At 68.1% G+C, this 20,929-nt stretch carries 16 protein-coding genes; 10 read left to right on the forward strand and 6 right to left on the reverse strand.

Going from position 1 to position 20,929, the window contains the following annotated elements; genetic code table 11:
* Positions 1-10: 10 nt before the first annotated feature.
* From OYT95_RS06310 to OYT95_RS06320, 3 genes are all read right to left on the reverse strand, one after another.
* On the reverse strand, positions 11-1,192 hold the full coding sequence (locus OYT95_RS06310) for an NAD(P)/FAD-dependent oxidoreductase (protein WP_268790997.1): 1,182 nt from the start codon (positions 1,190-1,192) through the stop codon (positions 11-13).
* 69 nt (positions 1,193-1,261) lie between these two features.
* Entirely contained in the window at positions 1,262-3,793 is a 2,532-nt protein-coding gene (locus OYT95_RS06315; RefSeq protein ID WP_112302165.1) for an ABC transporter permease, read from the reverse strand.
* A 4-nt stretch (positions 3,794-3,797) separates the two neighbouring features.
* Complete coding sequence (locus OYT95_RS06320; protein WP_005239421.1) at positions 3,798-4,571, reverse strand: ABC transporter ATP-binding protein; 774 nt, start codon at positions 4,569-4,571, stop codon at positions 3,798-3,800.
* A 144-nt stretch (positions 4,572-4,715) separates the two neighbouring features.
* On the opposite strand from OYT95_RS06320, the gene OYT95_RS06325 reads away from it, so the two are divergent.
* The 5 genes from OYT95_RS06325 to OYT95_RS06345 all read left to right on the forward strand — a co-directional run bounded on the left by OYT95_RS06325 (position 4,716) and on the right by OYT95_RS06345 (position 10,319).
* Entirely contained in the window at positions 4,716-5,633 is a 918-nt protein-coding gene (locus OYT95_RS06325) for a hypothetical protein (protein WP_112302164.1), read from the forward strand.
* 72 nt (positions 5,634-5,705) lie between these two features.
* Entirely contained in the window at positions 5,706-7,268 is a 1,563-nt protein-coding gene (locus tag OYT95_RS06330; RefSeq protein WP_268790998.1) for a long-chain-fatty-acid--CoA ligase, read from the forward strand.
* Complete coding sequence (locus tag OYT95_RS06335; protein WP_037244489.1) at positions 7,265-7,693, forward strand: YchJ family protein; 429 nt, start codon at positions 7,265-7,267, stop codon at positions 7,691-7,693. Before OYT95_RS06330 ends, OYT95_RS06335 begins: the two co-directional genes overlap by 4 nt.
* A gap of 24 nt (positions 7,694-7,717) precedes the next feature.
* Positions 7,718-8,320, forward strand: a complete 603-nt coding sequence (locus OYT95_RS06340) for an AMIN-like domain-containing (lipo)protein (protein WP_037244487.1) — start codon at positions 7,718-7,720, stop codon at positions 8,318-8,320.
* Positions 8,321-8,420: 100 nt separating this feature from the next.
* Positions 8,421-10,319 carry an ABC transporter ATP-binding protein gene (locus tag OYT95_RS06345; RefSeq protein WP_268790999.1) on the forward strand — a complete coding sequence of 633 codons (1,899 nt, stop codon included), beginning with the start codon at positions 8,421-8,423 and terminating at the stop codon, positions 10,317-10,319.
* On the opposite strand, the gene OYT95_RS06350 is transcribed toward OYT95_RS06345, so the two are convergent.
* Complete coding sequence (locus OYT95_RS06350) at positions 10,300-11,703, reverse strand: maltokinase N-terminal cap-like domain-containing protein (RefSeq protein ID WP_268791000.1); 1,404 nt, start codon at positions 11,701-11,703, stop codon at positions 10,300-10,302. The two genes, OYT95_RS06345 and OYT95_RS06350, sit on opposite strands and share 20 nt — an antisense overlap.
* Positions 11,700-13,556: a maltose alpha-D-glucosyltransferase gene (gene treS, locus OYT95_RS06355; protein ID WP_268791001.1), complete on the reverse strand. Its 1,857-nt coding sequence runs from the start codon at positions 13,554-13,556 to the stop codon at positions 11,700-11,702. The genes OYT95_RS06350 and treS overlap by 4 nt, the downstream gene beginning before the upstream one ends.
* 239 nt (positions 13,557-13,795) lie before the next feature.
* On the opposite strand from treS, the gene OYT95_RS06360 reads away from it, so the two are divergent.
* The 3 genes from OYT95_RS06360 (at position 13,796) to OYT95_RS06370 (ending at position 17,495) form a co-directional block, all read left to right on the forward strand.
* Entirely contained in the window at positions 13,796-16,162 is a 2,367-nt protein-coding gene (locus OYT95_RS06360; RefSeq protein WP_268791002.1) for an arylsulfatase, read from the forward strand.
* Positions 16,163-16,221: 59 nt separating this feature from the next.
* Positions 16,222-16,773, forward strand: a complete 552-nt coding sequence (locus tag OYT95_RS06365) for a DinB family protein (RefSeq protein ID WP_112302159.1) — start codon at positions 16,222-16,224, stop codon at positions 16,771-16,773.
* A gap of 86 nt (positions 16,774-16,859) precedes the next feature.
* On the forward strand, positions 16,860-17,495 hold the full coding sequence (locus OYT95_RS06370) for a hypothetical protein (protein ID WP_037244993.1): 636 nt from the start codon (positions 16,860-16,862) through the stop codon (positions 17,493-17,495).
* A gap of 36 nt (positions 17,496-17,531) precedes the next feature.
* On the opposite strand, the gene OYT95_RS06375 is transcribed toward OYT95_RS06370, so the two are convergent.
* The gene (locus OYT95_RS06375) at positions 17,532-19,292 is read right to left on the reverse strand and encodes a DEAD/DEAH box helicase (RefSeq protein WP_037244475.1); all 1,761 of its coding nucleotides are present in this window, start codon (positions 19,290-19,292) and stop codon (positions 17,532-17,534) included.
* Between the two features lie 108 nt (positions 19,293-19,400).
* Here OYT95_RS06375 and OYT95_RS06380 point away from each other — a divergent pair, with 108 nt between their 5' ends.
* Together OYT95_RS06380 and OYT95_RS06385 are read left to right on the forward strand one after the other, a co-directional pair.
* Complete coding sequence (locus OYT95_RS06380; protein ID WP_112302158.1) at positions 19,401-20,198, forward strand: carbon-nitrogen hydrolase family protein; 798 nt, start codon at positions 19,401-19,403, stop codon at positions 20,196-20,198.
* A 59-nt stretch (positions 20,199-20,257) separates the two neighbouring features.
* Complete coding sequence (locus OYT95_RS06385) at positions 20,258-20,887, forward strand: phosphoribosyltransferase (protein WP_037244469.1); 630 nt, start codon at positions 20,258-20,260, stop codon at positions 20,885-20,887.
* Positions 20,888-20,929: the final 42 nt, after the last annotated feature.

A 20,929-nucleotide genomic window follows, 5' to 3' on the forward strand; every position in this document is an offset into this window, starting at 1 on the left:
GCCCGGCCGCCTACGCCGACGCGGCCTCGAGGACCTCGCCGATCGGAGTTCCCGCCGCGATCTTGCCCCGCATCTTCATCACGCCGCCCGCCATTCCACCGCCGACGACACCGGCCAGGATGCCGTCCCGCTCGTAGTAGGCGAGGAACTTGCGGCCGTCGTCCTTGATCACGTGCACCTCGTCGGTGGCCGCTACCGTGCCCAGTGCCTGGATCTTGATGTCGTACTGGTCGCTCCAGAAGTACGGCACCTGAGCGGCGGCGTTCTCGTCGCCGGTCCCGGTCAACGCCCCGGCGAGGATCTTGGCCTGCTCACCGGCATTGCTCCAGTGCTCGACGCGCTTGCGGCCGCCCACCCGCAGCTGCCACGCGGCCACGTCGCCGACCGCCCACACGTGCGGGACCGCCGTGCGTCCGACTCCGTCGCACACCACACCGTTGGCCAGTTCGACACCCGAGCCGTCGAGCCACGCGGTGACCGGCACCGAGCCGACCCCGATCGCCACGACGTCGACGTCCACCTCGGTTCCGTCGCCGAGGACGGATCCGGTGACCCGGTCCGACCCCACCAGCGACGTGAGCCCGACACCAGCCCGCAGATCGACCCCCTCGCCGGTGTGCAGCCGGGCGACGAATCCGCCGATCTTCTCGCCGAGCACGGACGCGAGCGGCGTCGGCTGCGGCTCCACCAGCACCACGTCGAGACCACCGACCCGCATGCTCGCCGCCAGCTCGCAGCCGATGAACCCCGCACCGACGATCAGTGCGCGCTTGCCCTCGGCGAGGTCCGCGCGCAACGCCAGGCTCTCGTCGATGGAACGGAGAACGTGGACGCCCGCGAGGTCCGGCAGCCCCGGGATGCGCCGCGGCACGAGGCCGGTGGCGATCACCAGTTCGTCGTAGCCGAGTTCGGTCTCGTCGGCGAGTCTCAGGATGCGGGATCCGGTGTCCACCGAGGCCGCCTCGACCCCCAGACGCAAGTCGATGTTCTTCTCGTCGAAGAACTCCCGCGGCTTGAGCGTGGTGTCGCTCTTCTCCCCGCGCATCACTTCCTTCGACAGCGGTGGGCGGTCGTACGGAAGGTGCGGTTCACCGCCGAGAAGAACCAGGTCACCCTCGTATCCGGCCCGCCGGAGTTCCTCGGCTGTCCGCAGACCTGCCAGGCCCGCTCCCACGATCACAATTCTCTGCACGCGACCACATTATGCGCTCCGCGCCCGTGAGTACTTGTTAACCGCGGGCGGTTAACAAGTACTCACGGGTCAGAGATCGGCGATGGCCTCGAGAGGCCGGGTGCGGGCGGCGCGACTCGCCGGCCACAGTGCTGCGAGCACGCCGACCACGCCCGATCCGAGCAGCATCGCGACCACCTGCCCCCACGGCACGGTCACCTGGTCGAGACCCTGATCCTTCAGGGTGCTCACGAAGCCCCAGCCGAACGCGATGCCGAGCAGTACGCCGACGGCCGCACCGAACACGGCGATCAGCATCGACTCCAGGTAGATCGTGCGACGCATCTGGGACCGCTGCATTCCGACCGCGCGAAGCATGCCGATCTCCCGCCTGCGCTCGACCACCGACAGCGCGAGTGTGTTGATGATGCCGAGGATCGCGATCACGACGGCGAGCGCGAGCAGTCCGTACAGGATGGCGAGGAGAGTGTCGATCTGCTGCCCCTGTGTTCCCTTGAACTGTTCCCGGTCCTGCACCTGAACGACGACGAACTGCTTGGTCGCGGATTCGAGGTCGGCGCGCAGCTGCGTCAGATCCGCACCTGGCTTCGCGTCGACGAGGACCGCCAGGTCGGGAATGGTCGCCGCGGGCATCACCTGGCGGTACACGTCGTCCGAGACGAGCCAGTCGCCGACCAGCTGGTTGTCCTCGAAGACGCCGGTGACCTCGGCGTCGACGACCTTCCCGTCGGCGCTCGTCATCGGGACCGTCGTCCCCAGCGTCCAGCCCTTCTGCGCGGCCGTCGTCTGGGACACGACGAGGTGGTTGCCCGTCAGATCGGCGCCGCCCTCGACGAGCTTGTAGTCGAGGACGCCCTCGAGCGGGCCGTCCAGCGACGCGCCCTGCTGCTGCTCGTCGTCGACCTTGACGGACACCGGATGCAGGGCGGCGGCGCTCTGGACGTCGTCGAGGTTCCGCACGGCCCTCGCCGCGCCGCTGGGCACACCGATCTGGTTGGGTCCGGTGAGCACGTAGTCGGCGGACACCCCCGAGTCGACGAGCTGGTTGACGCTGGCCTTCGCGGACGCGCCGAACACACCGATCACGGACACGAGCATCAGACCGAGCGTCAGCGCGAACGCGGTGGCGGCGGTGCGGCGCGGATTCCGCACGGCGTTGGTGCGGGCCAGGCGCCCGACCGGGCCGAACGGCTTGGCCAGCACCGCTCCGAGGGCCCCGACAATCGGCCGGGACAACGCGGGGGCGGCGAACAGCACGGCCAGGATCAGACCGAGCGCTCCGGCACCGACGACGGCGGCGGCGCCTCCACCCGTGCCCCGCGATCCGATGACGAGTCCCACGACGCCGAGGACACCGAGGACGGCACCGGCGATGGTGCGCACGTGCAGCGAGTCACCGGTGGACGCGAATTCCTCCCGCATCGCCGCGACCGGCGGCACCTTGGACGCGCGCCGGGCGGGTGCGTACGCGCTGATCGTCGTCACGAGCACCCCGACCACGAGGGCGATGAGAATCGTGCGCGGCCCCACCTGCAGGGGACCTTCGGGCAGACCGACGTCGAACGCGTTCAGCAGTCCGCGCAGGCCGTAGGCCAGGCCGACGCCGGCGGCGATCCCGATCGCACTGCCGATCACGCCGACCACGAGGGCCTCGAAGACCACGGAACGTCCCACCTGCTTGCGGCTGGCACCGATCGCGCGGAGCAGCGCCAGCTCCCGCAGACGCTGGGCCACGATCATCGAGAACGTGTTGTAGATGATGAATGTGCCGACAAGCAGGGCGATCGCACCGAACGCGAGGAGGAAGTAGTTGATGAAACTCAGCGCCTCCGTCACCTGCGCCTTGGTCTCCTCGCGCACCTCGTCGCCGGTCTGGACCTTCGCGTCGGGAAGGGCCGCGGCGATCTCGTCGCGCAGTTCGGTCTGGGACAGACCCGTCCCGGCGACGTCGATGTACTCGACGTGCTTGCCGTCGGTGAAGAGTTCGCGGGCCTGCGAGTCGACGAACGTCGCGCCGATGAATCCGCCGGTCTCGTTGCCGGTGTCGTAGATGCCCGAGACGGTGACGTCGACCATGCCACGAGCGGGCACGAGAACTTTGGTGGTGTCGCCGACCGCCAGTTGCGCACGGTCGGCGGCACTGGCGTTGACGGCCATCTGGCCGACCTGGGCAGGCGGCCCGCCCTGAACGTATTCGTCGGGTTCACCGAGCGCCTGACCCGGCGGCAGGTAGGACTCGCCGATGCTCGGCGCACCACCCGTCTGGACGGCGGCGCCGTCGGAGTCGATCAGGACGATCTGCCCGCTGACGGCAGGTGCGACCGCGCGCACTCCGCCGAGCGCGGTGATGGTGTCGAGGTCGGCGAGGGGCACTCCGCTGGAGTTGCGCTCCTCGCTCGACACCCGGACGTCGACCCCTTGCGCGGTGTTCTCGAAGATCGAGTCGAACGTCTTCTGGAGCGTGTCGGTGAAGACGAAGGAGCCTGCGACGAAGGCGGTGCCGAGCACCACGGACAGCACCGTCAGTGCCAGCCTGACCTTGTGCGCCGCCAGGTTGCGCAGCGACACCTTGCGCATCGGAGCGCTGGATGTGGACGCCATGCGGTCAGACCGCCGCGTCGGACGCGAGGGCGTGGGCGGGCTCGTCGAGTCGCTTCATCGTGTCGAGTACCGAATCGGCCGTCGGATCACGCAGTTCGTCGACGATCTTGCCGTCGGCGAGGAAGACCACCCGGTCGGCGTAGGCCGCCGCGCGGGGATCGTGCGTGACGATGACGACGGTCTGGTGGAACTCGTCCACCGCGGCCCGCAGGATCGACAGCACCTCACCCGAGGACTTCGAGTCGAGATTGCCGGTGGGCTCGTCGCCGAAGATGATCTCCGGCTGCCCGGCCAGGGCACGGGCACACGCGACGCGCTGCTGCTGACCTCCGGACAATTCGCCGGGGCGATGCTCGAGACGGTCCTGCAGTCCGAGCTTGGTGAGCACGTTCTCGAGCCACGCGGCGTCCGGCTTGCGGCCCGCGATGTCCAGCGGAAGCGTGATGTTCTCCAGTGCCGTCAGCGTCGGCACCAGGTTGAACGCCTGGAACACGAAGCCGATCCGGTCGCGTCGCAGCTGCGTCATCTGCTTGTCCGTCAGCGTCGTCAACTCGGTGTCGCCGATGAGGACGGAACCCGAACTGGCCGCGTCGAGACCGGCCAGGCAGTGCATCAGCGTCGACTTACCGGAACCGGACGGTCCCATGATCGCAGTGAACTCACCACGGGCGAACTCCGCGGATACCGCGCTGAGCGCGTGGACCTGGGTGTCGCCGGTGCCGTACGTCTTGGACAGCTCGACAGCACGGGCAGCGACAGCGGGGGCATGCGTGCTCATGATCGCCTTTCGTCATTCCTCTTGTGGCGGTCCGGCCCCGTGGTGACGGGCCGGGACGGTGCACGCGCGGCGCACTCCTCCATCTTGTCGACACCCGCGGCGGCCCGCCATCAGGGACCACCCTGATCTTCGATCCTCGCGGACGTGATCTCGGACACGGAGACCCGCACGGAAACGCCCACAACGGAAGTACCGACCTGGGAGAATTCCGGTATCGCCGGCGCGAAGGAGAGCCTCATGGCCATCGAATCCCCCAAACCCCGGGCGGGATCGCGGTTCCTCGACGCGTTCCTGCAGTCACCGTTTGCCGGGCTGGCGCCGTGGATCCTGATGTCACTGCTGTCCGGCCCCGGGCGGTTCGAGGAATCGGTCGCCACCGCTCTCGGGTTGTCGATCCTGTTCCTGTTCCTCGGCCACCGCCGGGGCGGAACCCTCAAACCCCTCGAAGTGTTCGACATCCTCTACTTCGGCGGCCTCGCCGCGATCGGACTGTTCGCCTCCGACGACCTGATCACCTGGCTGGAGAAGTGGTCGGGCGAAATGTCGAGCCTGGCGCTGGTCGCATTCGCGTTCGGGTCGTTGCTGCTGCGCAATCCGTTCACCCTGCCGTACGCGAAAGAGACCACACCCGAGGAGTATTGGACCTCGCCGCTGTTCCTCAAGGTCAATCAGCTCATCACGCTGGTGTGGGCGCTGTCCTTCACGGTGTCGGCGGCGGCGGGACTGTACGGCGACCTGGTCCTCGACCAGCCGGACAATTTCTGGACGGGCTGGATCATCCCGATCGGGGCGTTGCTGTTCGCGCTGTCCTTCACCGAGTGGTATCCGGACGTGGCGAGCGCGCAGGCGCCGCGGGAGCCCGGAGAACCGGAAGAGGTGGCACCGCCCCTCGTCAAACTGTTCGACTTCCTGCCGCCGTTCGTGGTCGGCGTGGGGATCGCCATGCTCGTCACCGACAACGACCCCGACTGGCTGGGCATCACCCTGATCGTGGTCGGCGCCATCGGCACCGCCGCGCTGCGACGCGCGGACGCACAGAGCCGAAGCAGTTCGGCCGCGTGAGGCAAAACGTCACTGATCGGATCACCGGCTACTAGCCTGATGTGACTGACGTCACAGACGAGAGGTGGGCGCATGTCGGACGCCGACAACGAGATCATCTTCGACCGACTCGCGCACTGGGCGCAGGTCCGTCCGGACGACGTCGCCGTGCAGTTCCAGGGCACCGAATACACGTGGTCCGGATGGCACGACCGGATCCTGCACATCGCGGGAGCCTTGGCGGAGGGCGGAATCGGGGCCGGTGACACGGTCGCGTTCGTCGACAAGAACCATCTGTCCTGCCTCGAGGTCACCTACGCCGCCTCGCTCCTCGGCGCGGCCGCCGCAGTTCCCAACTGGCGACTGGCCGGTGAGGAACTCGACTACGTGATCAACGACTCCGGGGCACGGATCCTGTTCGTGGGCAACGAGTTTCTCCAACAGGTCATGGCGCTCCGCGACCGGCTGACCGGCATCGAGCAGATCGTCACCGTCGGCGGAGAACACGACGAGTTCGAGCCGTGGCTCGGCGAGGCGTCCGTGCTGAAGTCGGCGCCGGATGTCGCCGCGGATGCCACCGCACTGATCCTGTACAGCTCGGGAACCACCGGCAGGCCGAAGGGAGTTCAGCTGACCCACCGCAACCTGATCGCCCACAGCACCGCGGTGCTCGAGATCCTGCCCGCGCGGCACGACGACTGCCTGCTCGTCGCCATGCCGCTGTTCCACGTCGGCGGGAGTTGCTACGCGATCATGGGCGTGCACGCCGGCGCCCGCTGCCACTTCACCAGGGAGGCCGACGCCCCGTCCCTGTTCGGCGCGCTCGCGGCGGGCGCGAACATCGCGTTCCTCGTGCCGCCGGTGATCGCCGGAGTGCTCGCCGCGGGCGAGCAGGCCGTGGCCGCGTTCGGTGCGCTGCATCGCATCACGTACGGCGCGGCGCCGATGCCGCTGCCGTTGCTGCGCAGCGCGCTCGCCGCCTGGCCGGAGGCGGAGTTCGTCCAGGTCTACGGAATGACCGAATGCGCGGGTGTCGTCACCGCCCTGCTACCCGAGGTGCATCGCGACGAGGCGCAGGAGGAGAGGATGGCCTCGGCGGGACAGCCCATTCCCGGTGTGGAGATGCGCATCGTGGACCCGGCCACCGCCGAGGACGTCGCCCCCGGCGAGACGGGCGAACTGTGGTGGCGTTCGGAACAACGCACGCCCGGGTATCTCGGCAAGCCCGAGGCGACGGCGGAGGCCATCACCGCCGACGGGTGGTTGCGCAGCGGCGACATGGGCCGTGCGGACGCCGACGGTTTCGTGTTCATCGAGGACCGGCTCAAGGACATGATCATCACCGGCGGGGAGAACGTGTACTCCCCCGAGATCGAACGGGTGCTCGTCGAACACCCGGCCGTGGCGGAGGTAGCGGTGATCGGCGTGCCCGACGATCACTGGGGTGAGACGGTCAAGGCCGTCGTCGTGCCGGTGACCGGGACGAATATCGAACCGGACGAGCTGATCCACTACACCCGCCAGCGTCTGGCGAAGTTCAAGTGCCCGACGACGGTCGACGTCGTCGACCTGCTGCCCCGCAACCCCACCGGCAAGGTCCTCAAGCGGGAACTCCGCGCGCCGTACTGGAAGGACCGCACCCACAAGCTCGTGTGACCGCCGTCCATACTGGAGCCGTGACCGTTCGATGCCCCTGCCTGCTCGGTGAACCGTACGACGAGTGCTGCGGGAGGTATCACCGCGGCGAGACGAAGGCGCCCACGGCCGAGCGCCTCATGCGATCCCGGTTCAGCGCGTTCGCCGTCCTGGATGCCGACTACCTGCTCGCGACCTGGCATCCGAGCACGCGGCCCGGGACCCTGGACCTCGATCCGGAGCAGCGCTGGACCCGCCTCGACATCCTGGGCACGAGCGGCGGCGGACTGCTCGACACCACCGGCACCGTCGAGTTCCGCGCGCACTACGTCCTGGACGGCCACCGCGAATCGCTGCACGAGAACAGCCGATTCGTCCGTGAGGACGGCAATTGGCTGTACCTGGACGCGATCGCGACGCCACGCCAGGGGCTCCCTCGAGTCTGATCTCACCCGGCTTACGATCGGATCATGATCAACCACCGGATCGGTCCCTTCGCCGCGCTCGCCGCCTGCGCCCTGACCTTGACGCTCACCGGATGCTCGGAGTCGAACTCCGCCAGCAGTGTGGCGGCGACGTCACCGGCCGCGGCCGCCACCACCAGTAGCGCCCTCGAATCCGAGTCGGCGCCGATCCCGACCGACGCGTCACCGAAATCGTCCGCGGCGTCCGAGTCCGCGAAGCTCACGGTCACCGACGTCCGCGTCGGCGAGCACGAGGGATTCGACCGCGTGGTGTACGAACTCGGAGGCAAGGGCACGCCGGGCTGGCGGGTCGCGTACGTGGACGAGGCGGTGCAGGACGGCAGCGGCAAGACGATCCCGGTGTCGGGCAACGGCATCCTGCAGGTACAGATCGACGGCTCGGCGTACCCGTTCGACAGTGATGTGGAGGGATACTCGGGCCCCAACCCGGTGCCCGGTGTTCCCGGCGGCACGGTGACCGAGGTCAACGGCGCGCTCGTGTTCGAAGGCGTCACGCAGTCGTTCATCGGCGTGACGCAACCGGACCGTCCCTTCACGGTGTCGGCCCTGTCCGATCCGACGCGGGTGGTCGTGGACGTCGCGAAGTAGCGCTTCACGCCCGCGGCTTGACCTCGAGTAAAGTTGAGGTTCTACCGTCGTGTCATACCCCGGCTCTACCGTGGGGGGATAGCGACAGGAGGCCGCTGGCATGAGCATGGAAGTCACGGCGTGGAACGCGATGTACAACGCGATGCACGCCCAAGAGGATCGTCGACCCTTCTCCCGCACGACGTTGCGGCGGATAGCCCGATTCGCCCTGCCGCACCGTCGCAGCCTCGGGTGGTATCTGCTGCTCAGCGTCGTCACGGCCGCGCTGGCCGTGGCCACCCCGGTGCTGGCGGGCCGTGTCGTCAACGCCATCGTCGGGGGCGACGCGGTGTCCGTCGTCGTGCGCCTCGCGGCACTCATCGCGGTCATCGCAGTACTCGAATCCGCGCTGGCCCTGTGGACGCGGTGGCTGTCGGCGAGCATCGGTGAGAACCTGATCCTCGATCTGCGGACAGCCGTGTTCGACCACGTGCAGAGGATGCCGATCGCCTTCTTCACCCGCACTCGCACCGGCGCGCTGGTCAGCCGCCTCAACAACGACGTGATCGGTGCACAGCGCGCGTTCAGCGACACACTGTCGGGCGTGGTGTCCAACCTGGTGACGCTCGGCATCACGCTCATCGTGATGATCGGGATCTCCTGGCAGATCACGCTGTGCGCGCTGTTGCTGTTGCCGATCTTCGTCCTGCCCGCCCGCAGGATGGGCGCGCGGCTGGCGCAACTCAATCGTGAGGCGGCGAACCACAATTCGGTGATGAGCACGCAGATGACCGAGCGGTTCTCGGCGCCCGGTGCCACGCTCGTCAAGCTGTTCGGCCGCCCGTCGGACGAGTCCGCCGAGTTCGCGGTCCGTGCCCGGCGGGTGCGGAACATCGGTGTCCGCACGGCGATGCTGCAGTCGGTGTTCGTCACCGCACTCACGCTCGTGTCGGCGCTCGCACTCGCGCTCGTCTACGGACTGGGCGGGTTCTACGCACTGCGCGGACAACTCGACGCGGGAGCCGTCGTCGCGATGGCGATGCTGCTGAGCCGGTTGTACTCTCCCCTCACCGCACTGGCCAGCGCGCGCATGGACGTGATGAGCGCGCTGGTGAGCTTCGAGCGCGTCTTCGAGGTCCTCGACCTGAAGCCGCTGATCGCAGAGAAGCCCGACGCGGTCGCGGTGCCCGACGGCCCGGTGTCGGTGGAGTTCGACTCCGTGGAGTTCGCGTATCCCTCGGCCGACAAGGTGTCGCTGGCGTCGCTCGAGGAGGTCGCGACCCTCGACACCCGCGGCGGCGTCGACGTGCTGCACCGGTTGTCGTTCCGTGCCGAACCCGGGCAGATGGTCGCGCTGGTGGGATCGTCCGGAGCAGGCAAGTCCACCATCGCCCAACTGGTTCCCCGCCTCTACGACGCGGACGCGGGCTCGGTGAAACTCGGCGGGGTGGACGTGCGCGATCTGACCGCCGACTCCGTGCGGGCCACCGTCGGCATGGTGACTCAGGACGGGCACCTCTTCCACGACACCGTGCGGGCCAACCTGCTGCTCGCCCGCCCGGGCGCCACGCCGGCCGAACTCGCGGAGGTGCTGGAACGGGCGCGGCTCACCGACCTCGTCGCCGCTCTGCCCGACGGCCTCGACACCGTCGTCGGCGAGCGCGGCTACCGGCTGTCGGGAGGCGAACGCCAGCGGCTGACCATCGCGCGCCTGCTGCTCGCGCATCCGCGGGTCGTCATCCTCGACGAGGCGACGGCGCACCTCGACTCCACGTCCGAGGCCGCCGTCCAGGAGGCGCTGGGCGAGGCCCTCGCCGGCCGGACCGCCGTCGTGATCGCGCACCGGTTGTCGACCGTCCGCGCTGCCGATCTGATCCTCGTGGTCGAGGCCGGGCGCATCGTCGAACGCGGCACCCACTCCGAACTGCTCGCCGCGGGCGGCCGGTACGAGGAGCTGTACCGCACTCAGTTCGACACGGGCACGATCTCGTCCCCGACCCTCACCGAGGTGCTGAGGTGAGTCTGCGAATGGCGGAGAGGGGCAGGCCGATCCAATTCGGGCGGTTCCTCGCCTCGTACACGGTCTCGTACACCGCCTTGTCGAGTTCGTAGGCCCGGAGCAACGCCGCCGCCTTGCGTGGGTCGGTGCCCGACACGGAGGCATAGCCCTCACAGAAGGCGTCGGCGTTGCGCTGGGCCCACTCCCTCGCGCGGAAGTCCCGCTGCGACGCCGCGCCCATCGCTCCCATCGGCACCGAATCGGCCAGCAGATGATGGGCGGCGTAGTCGAAGGAACGCAGCATTCCCGCGACGTCCCGCAACGGACTGTCCCGTTCCCGGCGCTCGTCGAGCGTCTTGGCGGGCTCCCCCTCGAAGTCGATGAGCAGCCACCGCTCCGGCGTCCGCAGCACCTGACCGAGGTGGAGGTCGCCGTGAATCCGCTGGACGGTGGTGGCGCCCAGCGCTTCCGCCTCGGCGAACTTGTCCCGAACGGCGGCAGCCACCTCTCCCAGTTCGGGCACGATCGAGGTGGCGGCGTCCAGCCTGCGCGTCATCGCCTCCACAGTCGTCGACGCAACCTGTCGTTCCTCCGCACCGAGCGCACGCGCCAGGGTCGCGTGCACCTCGGCGACCGCGGCGCCCATCCGGTAGGACTCACCGGCGAAGTCCGTCCCCAACTCCGCGGCGTGGAGATCCGCTTCGATCAGGAGGTCGCGGACGCTGCCGAGCGCCATACTCCACCCGTCCGCCGAGTTGGCCTCGAAATCCTGCACCATGGCGAGGGTGGTCAGAATCCCGGCCACGTCCGTCTCCATCCACGCCCGCAGCGTCGCCACGTATTCGCTGCCCGCTTCGGCGAGCGCGAGGTGCAGTTCGACGTCGGGGTTCACGCCCGGCGTGACCAGACGGAAGATCTTCATCAGGAGCTTTTCCCCCAGCACCACCGACGTGTTCGACTGCTCCGCGCCGAGCGTCCGCCCGCGGAGTCCCGGTTCGATCACGGTGCCCGGCACGGTCTTCAACTGCACCGGCCCGGTCCCCTCGGCCTCGGACAGCAGGTCGGCGTACAGGGTGATGATCTCGGCATCGTGCAGGCCGTCGTACGCGATCATGATGTTCCCGTCGCCGTCCGGCAGCGCCCACGGCTCGAGGTCCTCGGGCAGATGACTGCGGAACCCCAGCGGTATCTGGTACACCTGCTGCTGCCCTGCCTCGAACTCCACCGACACCAGGAGATGCTCGGCGGAGAACCCGAAGACCGACATCAGCTCGTGGCGCAGCAGGATCCGCACCCCCGAGATGGTGGTGCCCTTGGCGGCGAACCACCGCCGGTCCGGCAGCCACCGGACGAGTTGCCGCTCGAGGGTCTCGTCGGGAATGCGTTCACTGCTGGGTTCGTTCACTGCTGCACCGCCTGTTCCGCTTCGCTGCTGACCGGGTGTCCGCTCACCGCGCCGTCGGATTTCGGATCCGGTTGCAGCGCAAACCAGAAGAATCCGTGACCGGGGAGTGTGATCATGTACCCGTCGTCCCCGATGGAGGGGAAGGGAACGGAACCGGTGAGCTCCACGGGGATTCGGCCGGCGAACTGGGTGAGGTCCAGGATCACCGCCTGCGGGAACCTGGACAGGTTGTTGACGCACAGAATGACGTCGCTGTACGGCCGATCCTGGCTCGGCGGCGTCTCCCGCACATACGACAGGACGGCCGGGTTCGCGCTGCCGAGTTCGGTGAACGAGGCGGTTCCGAACGCCGGATGCTGTTTGCGAACCTGGATCAGGCGGCGAGTCCAGTGCAGCAACGAGTTGGTCGAGTTCATCTGCGCCTCGACGTTCACCGACTGGTAGCCGTACGTCGGGTCCATGATGACCGGCAAATACATTCGGGCCGGATCGGCACGGGAGAATCCGGCGTTGCGGTCGGGAGTCCACTGCATCGGTGTCCGCACCGAGTCCCGATCGCCGAGCCAGATGTTGTCGCCCATGCCGATCTCGTCACCGTAGTAGAGGACGGGCGAACCCGGCAGGCTCAGCAGCAGCGCGGTGAACAGCTCGAGCTGGTTCCGATCGTTCTCGAGCAACGGCGCGAGACGTCGCCGGATGCCGATGTTCGCCTTCATCCGCGGATCCTGCGCGTACTCGGAATACATGTAGTCCCGCTCCTCGTCCGACACCATTTCGAGTGTCAGCTCGTCGTGGTTCCGGAGGAAGATTCCCCACTGGCACGAGCTCGGAATCGGCGGGGTCTGCGCGAGGATCTCGGAGATCGGGAACCGGTTCTGCCGCCGCACGGCCATGAAGATGCGGGGCATCAGCGGGAAGTGGAACGCCATGTGGCACTCGTCGCCCACGTCCGGCTCCCCGAAATACTCCACGACGTCCGACGGCCACTGATTGGCTTCGGCGAGAAGCGCCCGCCCCGGGTACTCGGCGTCCATGACGGCCCTGCATTTTTTGAGAAACGCATGGGTCTCGGGCAGGTTCTCGCAGTTGGTGCCCTCCCGCTCGAACAGATAGGGCACGGCGTCGAGCCGGAAGCCGTCGATTCCGAGGTCCAGCCAGAACCGCAGCACGTCGATCATCGCGTCCTGGACGTCGGGATTGTCGTAGTTCAGGTCCGGCTGATGGGAGAAGAATCGATGCCAGTAGTACTGCTTGCGCACCGGATCCCACGTCCAGTTGGACGTCTCGGTGTCGACGAAGATGACGCGCGCGTCCGGATACCCCCCGTCGCGGTCCGACCACACGTAGAAGTCGCCGTACGGGCCCTCGGGGTCGGTGCGCGACTCCTGGAACCATGCGTGCGTATCGGACGTGTGGTTCATGACAAGGTCCGTGATGACTCTGATCCCGCGGCGGTGCGCCTGATCGAAGAGCTGGACGAAATCCTCGACCGTCCCGAACTCCGGGAGCACCGCACGGAAGTCGCGGATGTCGTATCCGCCGTCGCGGAGCGGTGAATCGTAGAACGGCGGCAGCCACAGGCAATCGACGCCGAGCCAGGACAGGTAGTCGAGCTTGGACGTCAGCCCCCGGAGATCGCCCGTTCCGTCGCCCGAGGAATCGAAGAACGCGCGAACCAGAACCTCGTAGAACACCGCGGTCTTGAACCACTCGTTGTCCACTTGCAGTTCTCTGGCGTGGAAGAAGTCCTCGGACCGGGCCTCGATGATGTGGCCTTCGAGGTCGTGTTCCGGTGGGGCCGCGCCCTCCCGGGACGGGTCGGCGAAGGCCGACGACGAATCTTCCAGGGCCATAAGCACCTCGGTTCGCGACTCGATCACAGGAACGGGGGCGTTCCCCGGACACGTGCCTCGATCGTAGGTCGGTCCTGCCCGAACCGCTGGAAACGCGCGCAGCCTCCCCAGGTTTCGGTGGGCGGGGCCGCGTCCTGCCCGTCCGGTCCAAACGCGCTCGGGGCGCTGCAGCCTGCGGCTATTCTGATTTCGGCGGGCGCCGTCGGGCGTTCCGATGTGAGACAACGGAATGAGTAGCCATGGTGGATCGAACGGGCGAGCGTCGCGAGGTTCTACCGATTCCCGATCGGCAGCATCTCGGCCTGACGACCTACGACGCGAAGGATCCGGACACCTCGTTCCCGCCCATCGAGCCGCTGCTGCCACCCGAGGGCGCCCCGAATGTGCTGGTGGTCCTCCTGGACGACGTGGGATTCGGCGCCAGCAGCGCGTTCGGCGGGCCCGCGCAGACACCGACCGCGGAGCGACTGCAGGCCGGGGGGCTCACGTACACCCGGTTCCATACCACCGCCTTGTGCGCACCGACCCGTGCGGCCCTGCTCAGCGGCCGCAATCATCACTCGGTCGGAATGGGCATGATCACCGAGACGGCGACGTCGGCGCCCGGTTCGTCCGGGCTCCGTCCGAACACCAAGGCCGCATTGCCGATGACGTTGAAACTCAACGGCTATTCGACGGCCCAGTTCGGCAAGTGCCACGAGGTGCCGCCGTGGCAGACCTCGCCGGTCGGCCCGTTCGACGCGTGGCCGTCCGGTGGCGGCGGCTTCGAGTACTTCTACGGGTTCATCGGGGGCGAGAACAACCAGTACTACCCGGCGCTCTACGAGGGCTTCGCCCCCGTCGAGCCCGACAAGACACCCGAGGAGGGCTACCACCTCACCGAGGACCTCGCCGACCACGCGATCGACTGGGTGCGCACCCAGAAGGCGCTCGCCCCGGACAAGCCGTTCTTCGTCTACTTCGCCCCGGGCGCCACCCACGCACCGCACCACGTGCCGCCGGAGTGGGCGGACAAGTACGCCGGCCGGTTCGCGGGCGGCTGGGACGCGCAGCGTGAGTCGATCCTCGAGCAGCAGAAGCAGCGCGGGGTCGTGCCCGCCGACGCCGAATTGACCGCGCGCCCGGATGCGATCCCGGCGTGGGACGAGATGGACGATGCGCTGAAGCCGGTGCTGGAACGTCAGATGGAGGTGTATGCGGGTTTCCTCGAGCACACCGATTTCCATGTCGGCCGCGTGATCGACGCGATCGACGCGATCGGCGCTCTCGACAACACGCTCGTGTACTACATCATCGGCGACAACGGTGCCTCCGCCGAAGGCACGCTCAACGGTGCATTCAACGAAATGGCGAACTTCAACGGCCTCGCCGCGATCGAGACGCCGGAGTTCATGGCGGAAGTGAAGGACAAACTCGGGACCACGGACGCCTACAACCACTACTCGGCGGGCTGGGCGTGGGCGATGTGCGCGCCGTTCCAGTGGACCAAGCAGGTGGCCTCGCACTGGGGTGGCACCCGCAACGGCACGATCGTGCACTGGCCCGCCGGCATCGGCAGCCGAGGCGAGACCCGGTCTCAGTTCACCCACGTCATCGACGTCGCGGCGACGGTGCTCGAGGCCTCCGGGCTGCCGGAACCCACGTTCGTGAACGGGGTGCAACAGGCCCCGATCGAGGGCACCAGCATGGTGTACAGCTTCGACGAGGCGGACGCCCCGGAACGCCACGACCTGCAGTACTTCGAGATGGCAGGCAACCGCGGCATCTACTACAAGGGCTGGAGCGCCGTCACCCGGCACAGCACTCCGTGGCTATCGAACGAGGTGCTGCCCGCGCTCGACGACGACGTGTGGGAGCTCTACGACGGGACCACCGACTGGACGCAGGCCCACGACCTGGCCGCGGAGATGCCCGAGAAGCTCGCGGCGTTGCAGCGCCTGTGGCTGATCGAAGCGGTGAAATACAACGTGCTGCCCATCGACGACCGCCGGTTCGAACGCCTCAACCCGACGATCGCCGGCCGGCCCCAACTGGTGTCCGGCAGCAGGCAGGTGCTGTTTCCCGGGATGAAGCGGCTCAGCGAGCACAGTGTCATCGACATCAAGAACCGGTCGTTCTCGGTGACCGCGGCCGTCGAGACGGCGAAGAACGCCACCACCAACGGTGTCGTCATCGCGCAGGGCGGTCGCTTCGGCGGATGGGCCCTCTACGTCAAGGAGGGGCGGGCTGCGTTCGTCTACAACCTCCTCGGCATGAAGGAGTTCACGACCGAGGCCACCGAAGACCTGCCCGCAGGCAGTCGTCAGATTCGAGCGGAGTTCGCCTACGACGGCGGCGGTCTCGCGAAGGGCGGCAACGTCACCCTCTATTACGACGGCCGCAGCGTCGGCTCCGGCCGCGTCGAACAGACGCAGCCGATGATCTTCTCCGCGGACGAGACGACCGACATCGGCGACGACTACGGGATGCCGGTCAGCGCCCACTACGTGGGAGAAACCAAGTTCAACGGGCGAATCGACGTCGTGCAGATCGACGTCGGCGACGACGACCACTCCCATCTGATCGACCCGGCGGAGGTGGCGAGGGTCGCGACGTCCCGCCAATGAGCTCGAAAAGTCGCTGATCGAGGACAGTAGGTGTCCGCTATCCGCGCAACACTGAATGCATGACCGAGACACCCAGCACCCAGAACCCCATCTCCGACGAGCGCGGACTCCTTCTCCTCATGCTGGACAACCAGCGCACCGCCTTCCGCAACGCGCTGTCCGGGCTGACGGAGGAGCAGGCCCGCAGTGTGCCCAGCGCCAGCGAGATGAGCCTGGCTTCCCTGCTCAAACACGTGATCGACGGCGAAGAGGCGATGACCTCCCGCATCACCGGGGCCCCGCGCGGTGTCGGCGACGACCCGGTGGCCGCGTGGATGGCCGCATGGAACGTCACCGAAGACGAGACCGTCGACGCCCTCCTCGCCCGCTTCGACGACGCACGGCGCGCCACCGAGGCCGCGGTCGCCGCCGAAACCGATCTGGATCGCGACGTCGACCTGCCCGCCGACGTGGCGCAGTGGATGGCGTCGGGAGTCGTCTTCACGGTCCGCTACATGCTGCTGCACCAGATCGAGGAACTGGCCCGGCACGCCGGTCACGCCGACATCATCCGGCAGTCCCTCGACGGCGCGCGCGCCGATACGCTGGCCGGCGGCGGCAGCTGGTCCTGACTGATTCCGTTCTCTCGGGTAAATTCTCCGTCCGGGCGGCGCTGCAGAGCCGCCCGACGAGACAACGAGGAGTTCAGGTGGACGGTATGAGCGTGATGCGACGCACGATCGCGGCGGCAACGGTCGGTATCGCGGCGACTTTCGGTCTCTCGGGCACGGCAGCGGCGGAACCGGCCACCCCCGACGACGTCCCCGGACTCGCCGAACTGCGCACCCAGGCCGACAAGCCCGAGGAGAAGGCCGCGGTCGAGGCACTGGCCACGTCGACTGTGCTGCGTGATGTCGCGGGCGCGTACACGCCGTTCCTCTACACCGCGCCGACCGTGGGCTGCGGCACCGTCGCACCGGTCACGCTGACGCTGGCATCGGGCACCACGGGGCCCACCGCCGAGGTGAAGGCCAACGAGATCAGCTTCCAGGCCCTGTCCGCGTACCCCGGTGTCGTGAAGTCGTCGGGCCTCAACGTCGCGTGGATCAACACCAGCACCGGCGCCAGCGGAATCCTGCCCCTCGACGGCGTCACCGAGGGCGGCTACCCGGCGCTGAACAAGGTCGTGACGACCGGTGCGGGCACCGTCGTCGCATCGATCTTCGGCACCGTCGGGTACACCAACGCGACCTGCTACGTGCTGCCGACGGTCGGCTCGTTCTTCGTTCCCGAGGAGGGCCCGCTGCCCGCCGAGGCGGCACAGCCCGCCCCGGCTCCCGCTCCCCCGGCGTAACCGCCGGGGATTCCGTTCCGGAGGGCCGCGCGAGGACTACTCGCGCGGCCTTTTCCTGCTGTCCCGGTCGCGTTGGAACTTCCCGCCTGCCCGATCGTCGCGGCCACCGCGCGGTCGGCCCGACGGCGGACCCGAATCGGGCTGCAACTGGATCAGCACACCGGAAATGCGGGTGCGACGCAGGGCTTCCAGAGTCTCGCTGGACAGGTCGGCGGGCAACTCCACCAGGCTGTGGTCGGGGCGGATGCTGATGTGCCCGAAGTCGCTGCGTCGCAGCCCACCCTCGTTCGCGATGGCACCGACGATCGCACCCGGCACGACACGGTGCCGCTTGCCGACCGCGATGCGGTACGTCGCGAGCTCCTGGCCCTCCGGTCCACGCGACCGCGTAGGGGGGCCGTCGTCGAACCGGCGCGCGGGGCGTTCGCGGGGCTCACGCTCGCGGCGGGGCGCGGGCGGCGGTTCGGGTGCCATGAGGAACGCCTCACCGTCGCGCGACTGCACCGCGAGCGCGGCGGCGATGTCGGCGAGCGGGACGTCGTGCTCCTGCTCGTAGTCCTCGATCATCTTGCGGAACAACGCCAGGTTGTCGGACGTGAGGCTCTCGGTGATCGAGTCGCCGAACTTGGACACACGCTGCGCGTTGACGTCGTCGACGCTGGGCAGCTGCATCTCGGCCAGCGGCTGACGGGTCGCCTTCTCGATGGCCTTGAGCAGGTGCCGCTCGCGCGGTGCCACGAACAGCAACGCCTCGCCCGCGCGCCCGGCGCGACCGGTGCGGCCGATCCGGTGGACGTACGACTCCGTGTCGTGCGGGATGTCGTAGTTGACGACGTGGGAGATGCGGTCGACGTCCAGGCCACGCGCGGCCACGTCGGTGGCGACGAGGATGTCGAGGGCGCCGCTCTTGAGCTGGCCGATGGTCCGCTCACGCTGAGCCTGCACGATGTCGCCGTTGATGGCCGACGCGGAGAAGCCACGAGACCGCAATTTTTCGGCGAGGTCCTCGGTGGCCTGCTTGGTGCGCACGAAGATGATCATCGCCTCGAAGTCCTCGACCTCGAGGACACGCGTCAGGGCGTCGAGCTTGCGCTGATGCGCCACCTGGACGTACCGCTGCGAGATGTTGGACGCGGTCGACGTCTTCGACTTCATCGTGATCTCGACGGGGTCGTGCATGTACTGCTTCGAGATCTTGCGGATGGCCCCTGGCATCGTGGCCGAGAACAGCGCCACCTGCTTGTACTCCGGGGTGTCGGCGAGGATGCGCTCGACGTCCTCCTGGAATCCCATCTTCAGCATCTCGTCGGCCTCGTCCAGGACGAGGTAGGAGAGCTTGGACAGGTCGAGCGTGCCCTTCTCCAGGTGGTCGATCACGCGACCGGGCGTGCCCACCACGACGTGTGCGCCGCGCCGCAATCCCGACAACTGGACGCCGTAGCTCTGACCGCCGTAAATGGGCAGGACATGCAGGCCCGGAATATGGGCGGAGTACTTGCCGAACGCCTCCGCGACCTGCAGCGCCAGCTCCCTCGTCGGCGCGAGGACCAATGCCTGCGGCGACTTCTGCGTCAGGTCGATCTTCGAGAGGATCGGTACCGCGAACGCAGCGGTCTTGCCGGTGCCGGTCTGCGCCAGGCCGACGACGTCGTTGCCGGCGAGGAGGGGCGGGATGGTGGCTGCCTGGATCGGCGAGGGCGACTCGTAGCCCACATCGGACAGTGCCTTCAAGACCCGATCATCGATGTCGAGGTCGGCAAAAGTGGGGGGTTCGGGGTCACGCTCGATATCACTCATTGACCAGCAGTTTAGTGCACGAGTCCACCGCGCATCGCCACGCCGCGGAAATATGCGGCGACCGGGACGGGAGACACCTGCCGCACCTCGTCGCCTAGCGTGGACGGCATGGTCGATGTCGCTGTCATTCAGTTCGCTCCCGGTCAGGACAAGCAGGAGAACCTGCGCACCCTCCGCACGCTCGCCGCCGAGGCCGCGGGCCGCGGTGCGAAGGTGGTGGTGGCGCCGGAGTATGCGATGTTCACGGCGCCGAGAACGGACGAGCGGATCGTCGAGTCGGCCGAGGGCCTGGACGGCGAGTTCGTCGGCGGGCTGGCCGCGACGGCGAAGGAACTCGGCGTCCATCTGGTGGCAGGGGTCAACGAGCAGCTGCCCGGAGACGATCGCATCTCGAACACCCTCGTCGCGCTCGGACCGGGCGGCGACATCGTCGCCACCTACCGCAAACTCCATCTTTACGACGCGTTCGGCTACAAGGAATCCGACGTCATCCGCGCCGGTGAGATCGGCGTCCCGGAGACCTTCGCCGTCGACGGCCTCACGTTCGGCATGCAGACCTGCTACGACCTCCGGTTCCCCGAGGTCACCCGCCGCATCGTCGACGCGGGCGCCGACGTGCTGCTGCTGCCCGCACAGTGGGTGCCCGGACCGTTGAAGGAGGACCACTGGTCCACTCTCGTGCGGGCACGCGCCATCGAGAACACCGTGTACGTGGCCGCCGCCGACCAGAGCGCGCGCACCGGGGCCGGGAACAGCATGATCGTCGATCCGATGGGTGTGACCCTCGCGTCGCTCGGTGAGCGGGTGGGCACCGCGGTCGCCGCGGTGAGCGCGGAGCGGATCACCGAGGTGCGGGAGAAGAATCCCGCCCTCGCCCTGCGCCGATTCACCGTCAGCGAGATCTGAACGGCCCGATCGGGAGTAGCGTCGGAGACGATCCGTTCTCCCCGATCACGGAGCGTTCGATGTTGTACACCAGTCGCGCCGACGCCGGTCGCAGACTGGCGGCCGCACTGGAGCACCTGCGCGGCACCGATCTGGTGGTGCTCGGCTTGCCGCGCGGCGGCGTCCCCGTCGCGTTCGAGATCGCTGCCGCCCTGTCGGCGCCCCTCGACGTCGTCCTCGTCCGCAAACTGGGTGTCCCGTGGCAGCCGGAACTCGCCATGGGCGCCATCGGCGAGGGTGAATCCCGGGTGATCAACGACGACGTTCTGCGCATCGCCCGGATCAGCAAGACCGCGCTCGCCATGGTCGAGGCGAAGGAGCGCCGCGAGCTCGAACGGAGGGCCCGGGTGCTGCGCGGCGGCAAGCCGCGAGCGTCACTGAAGGGGCGCACCGCCGTCCTCGTCGACGACGGTATGGCCACGGGCGCGACCGCGGCGGTGGCCTGCCAATCGGTGAAGAAACTGGGCGCGGCACGCGTGATCGTCGCGGTTCCGGTGGCGGCCCCCGAGGCAGTCGGCCGCTTGCGCGTGACCGCCGACGAGGTGGTCTGCCTGTACACCCCGGCCGATCTCGGTGGCGTCGGCAACGCGTACGACGATTTCCATCAACTCTCGGACACCGAGGTCACAGACCTGCTGACCCACCACTGACGGTAGTTCTCGAGGAATCTTCAGCTCCAGTGCAACGTTCCC

It is taken from the genome of Rhodococcus sp. JS3073 (assembly GCF_026810085.1).
GTDB lineage: Bacteria > Actinomycetota > Actinomycetes > Mycobacteriales > Mycobacteriaceae > Rhodococcus_F > Rhodococcus_F wratislaviensis.

What these genes read in the sequence shown, in the direction of transcription:
- OYT95_RS06315 (WP_112302165.1), bottom strand. Translation starts at nt 3,793, where the DNA reads ATGGCGTCCACATCCAGCGCTCCGATGCGCAAGGTGTCGCTGCGCAAC.
- OYT95_RS06320 (WP_005239421.1), bottom strand. Translation starts at nt 4,571, where the DNA reads ATGAGCACGCATGCCCCCGCTGTCGCTGCCCGTGCTGTCGAGCTGTCC.
- OYT95_RS06330 (WP_268790998.1), top strand. Translation starts at nt 5,706, where the DNA reads ATGTCGGACGCCGACAACGAGATCATCTTCGACCGACTCGCGCACTGG.
- OYT95_RS06340 (WP_037244487.1), top strand. Translation starts at nt 7,718, where the DNA reads ATGATCAACCACCGGATCGGTCCCTTCGCCGCGCTCGCCGCCTGCGCC.
- OYT95_RS06345 (WP_268790999.1), top strand. Translation starts at nt 8,421, where the DNA reads ATGAGCATGGAAGTCACGGCGTGGAACGCGATGTACAACGCGATGCAC.
- treS (WP_268791001.1), bottom strand. Translation starts at nt 13,556, where the DNA reads ATGGCCCTGGAAGATTCGTCGTCGGCCTTCGCCGACCCGTCCCGGGAG.
- OYT95_RS06360 (WP_268791002.1), top strand. Translation starts at nt 13,796, where the DNA reads ATGGTGGATCGAACGGGCGAGCGTCGCGAGGTTCTACCGATTCCCGAT.
- OYT95_RS06365 (WP_112302159.1), top strand. Translation starts at nt 16,222, where the DNA reads ATGACCGAGACACCCAGCACCCAGAACCCCATCTCCGACGAGCGCGGA.
- OYT95_RS06370 (WP_037244993.1), top strand. Translation starts at nt 16,860, where the DNA reads ATGAGCGTGATGCGACGCACGATCGCGGCGGCAACGGTCGGTATCGCG.
- OYT95_RS06375 (WP_037244475.1), bottom strand. Translation starts at nt 19,292, where the DNA reads ATGAGTGATATCGAGCGTGACCCCGAACCCCCCACTTTTGCCGACCTC.
- OYT95_RS06380 (WP_112302158.1), top strand. Translation starts at nt 19,401, where the DNA reads ATGGTCGATGTCGCTGTCATTCAGTTCGCTCCCGGTCAGGACAAGCAG.
- OYT95_RS06385 (WP_037244469.1), top strand. Translation starts at nt 20,258, where the DNA reads ATGTTGTACACCAGTCGCGCCGACGCCGGTCGCAGACTGGCGGCCGCA.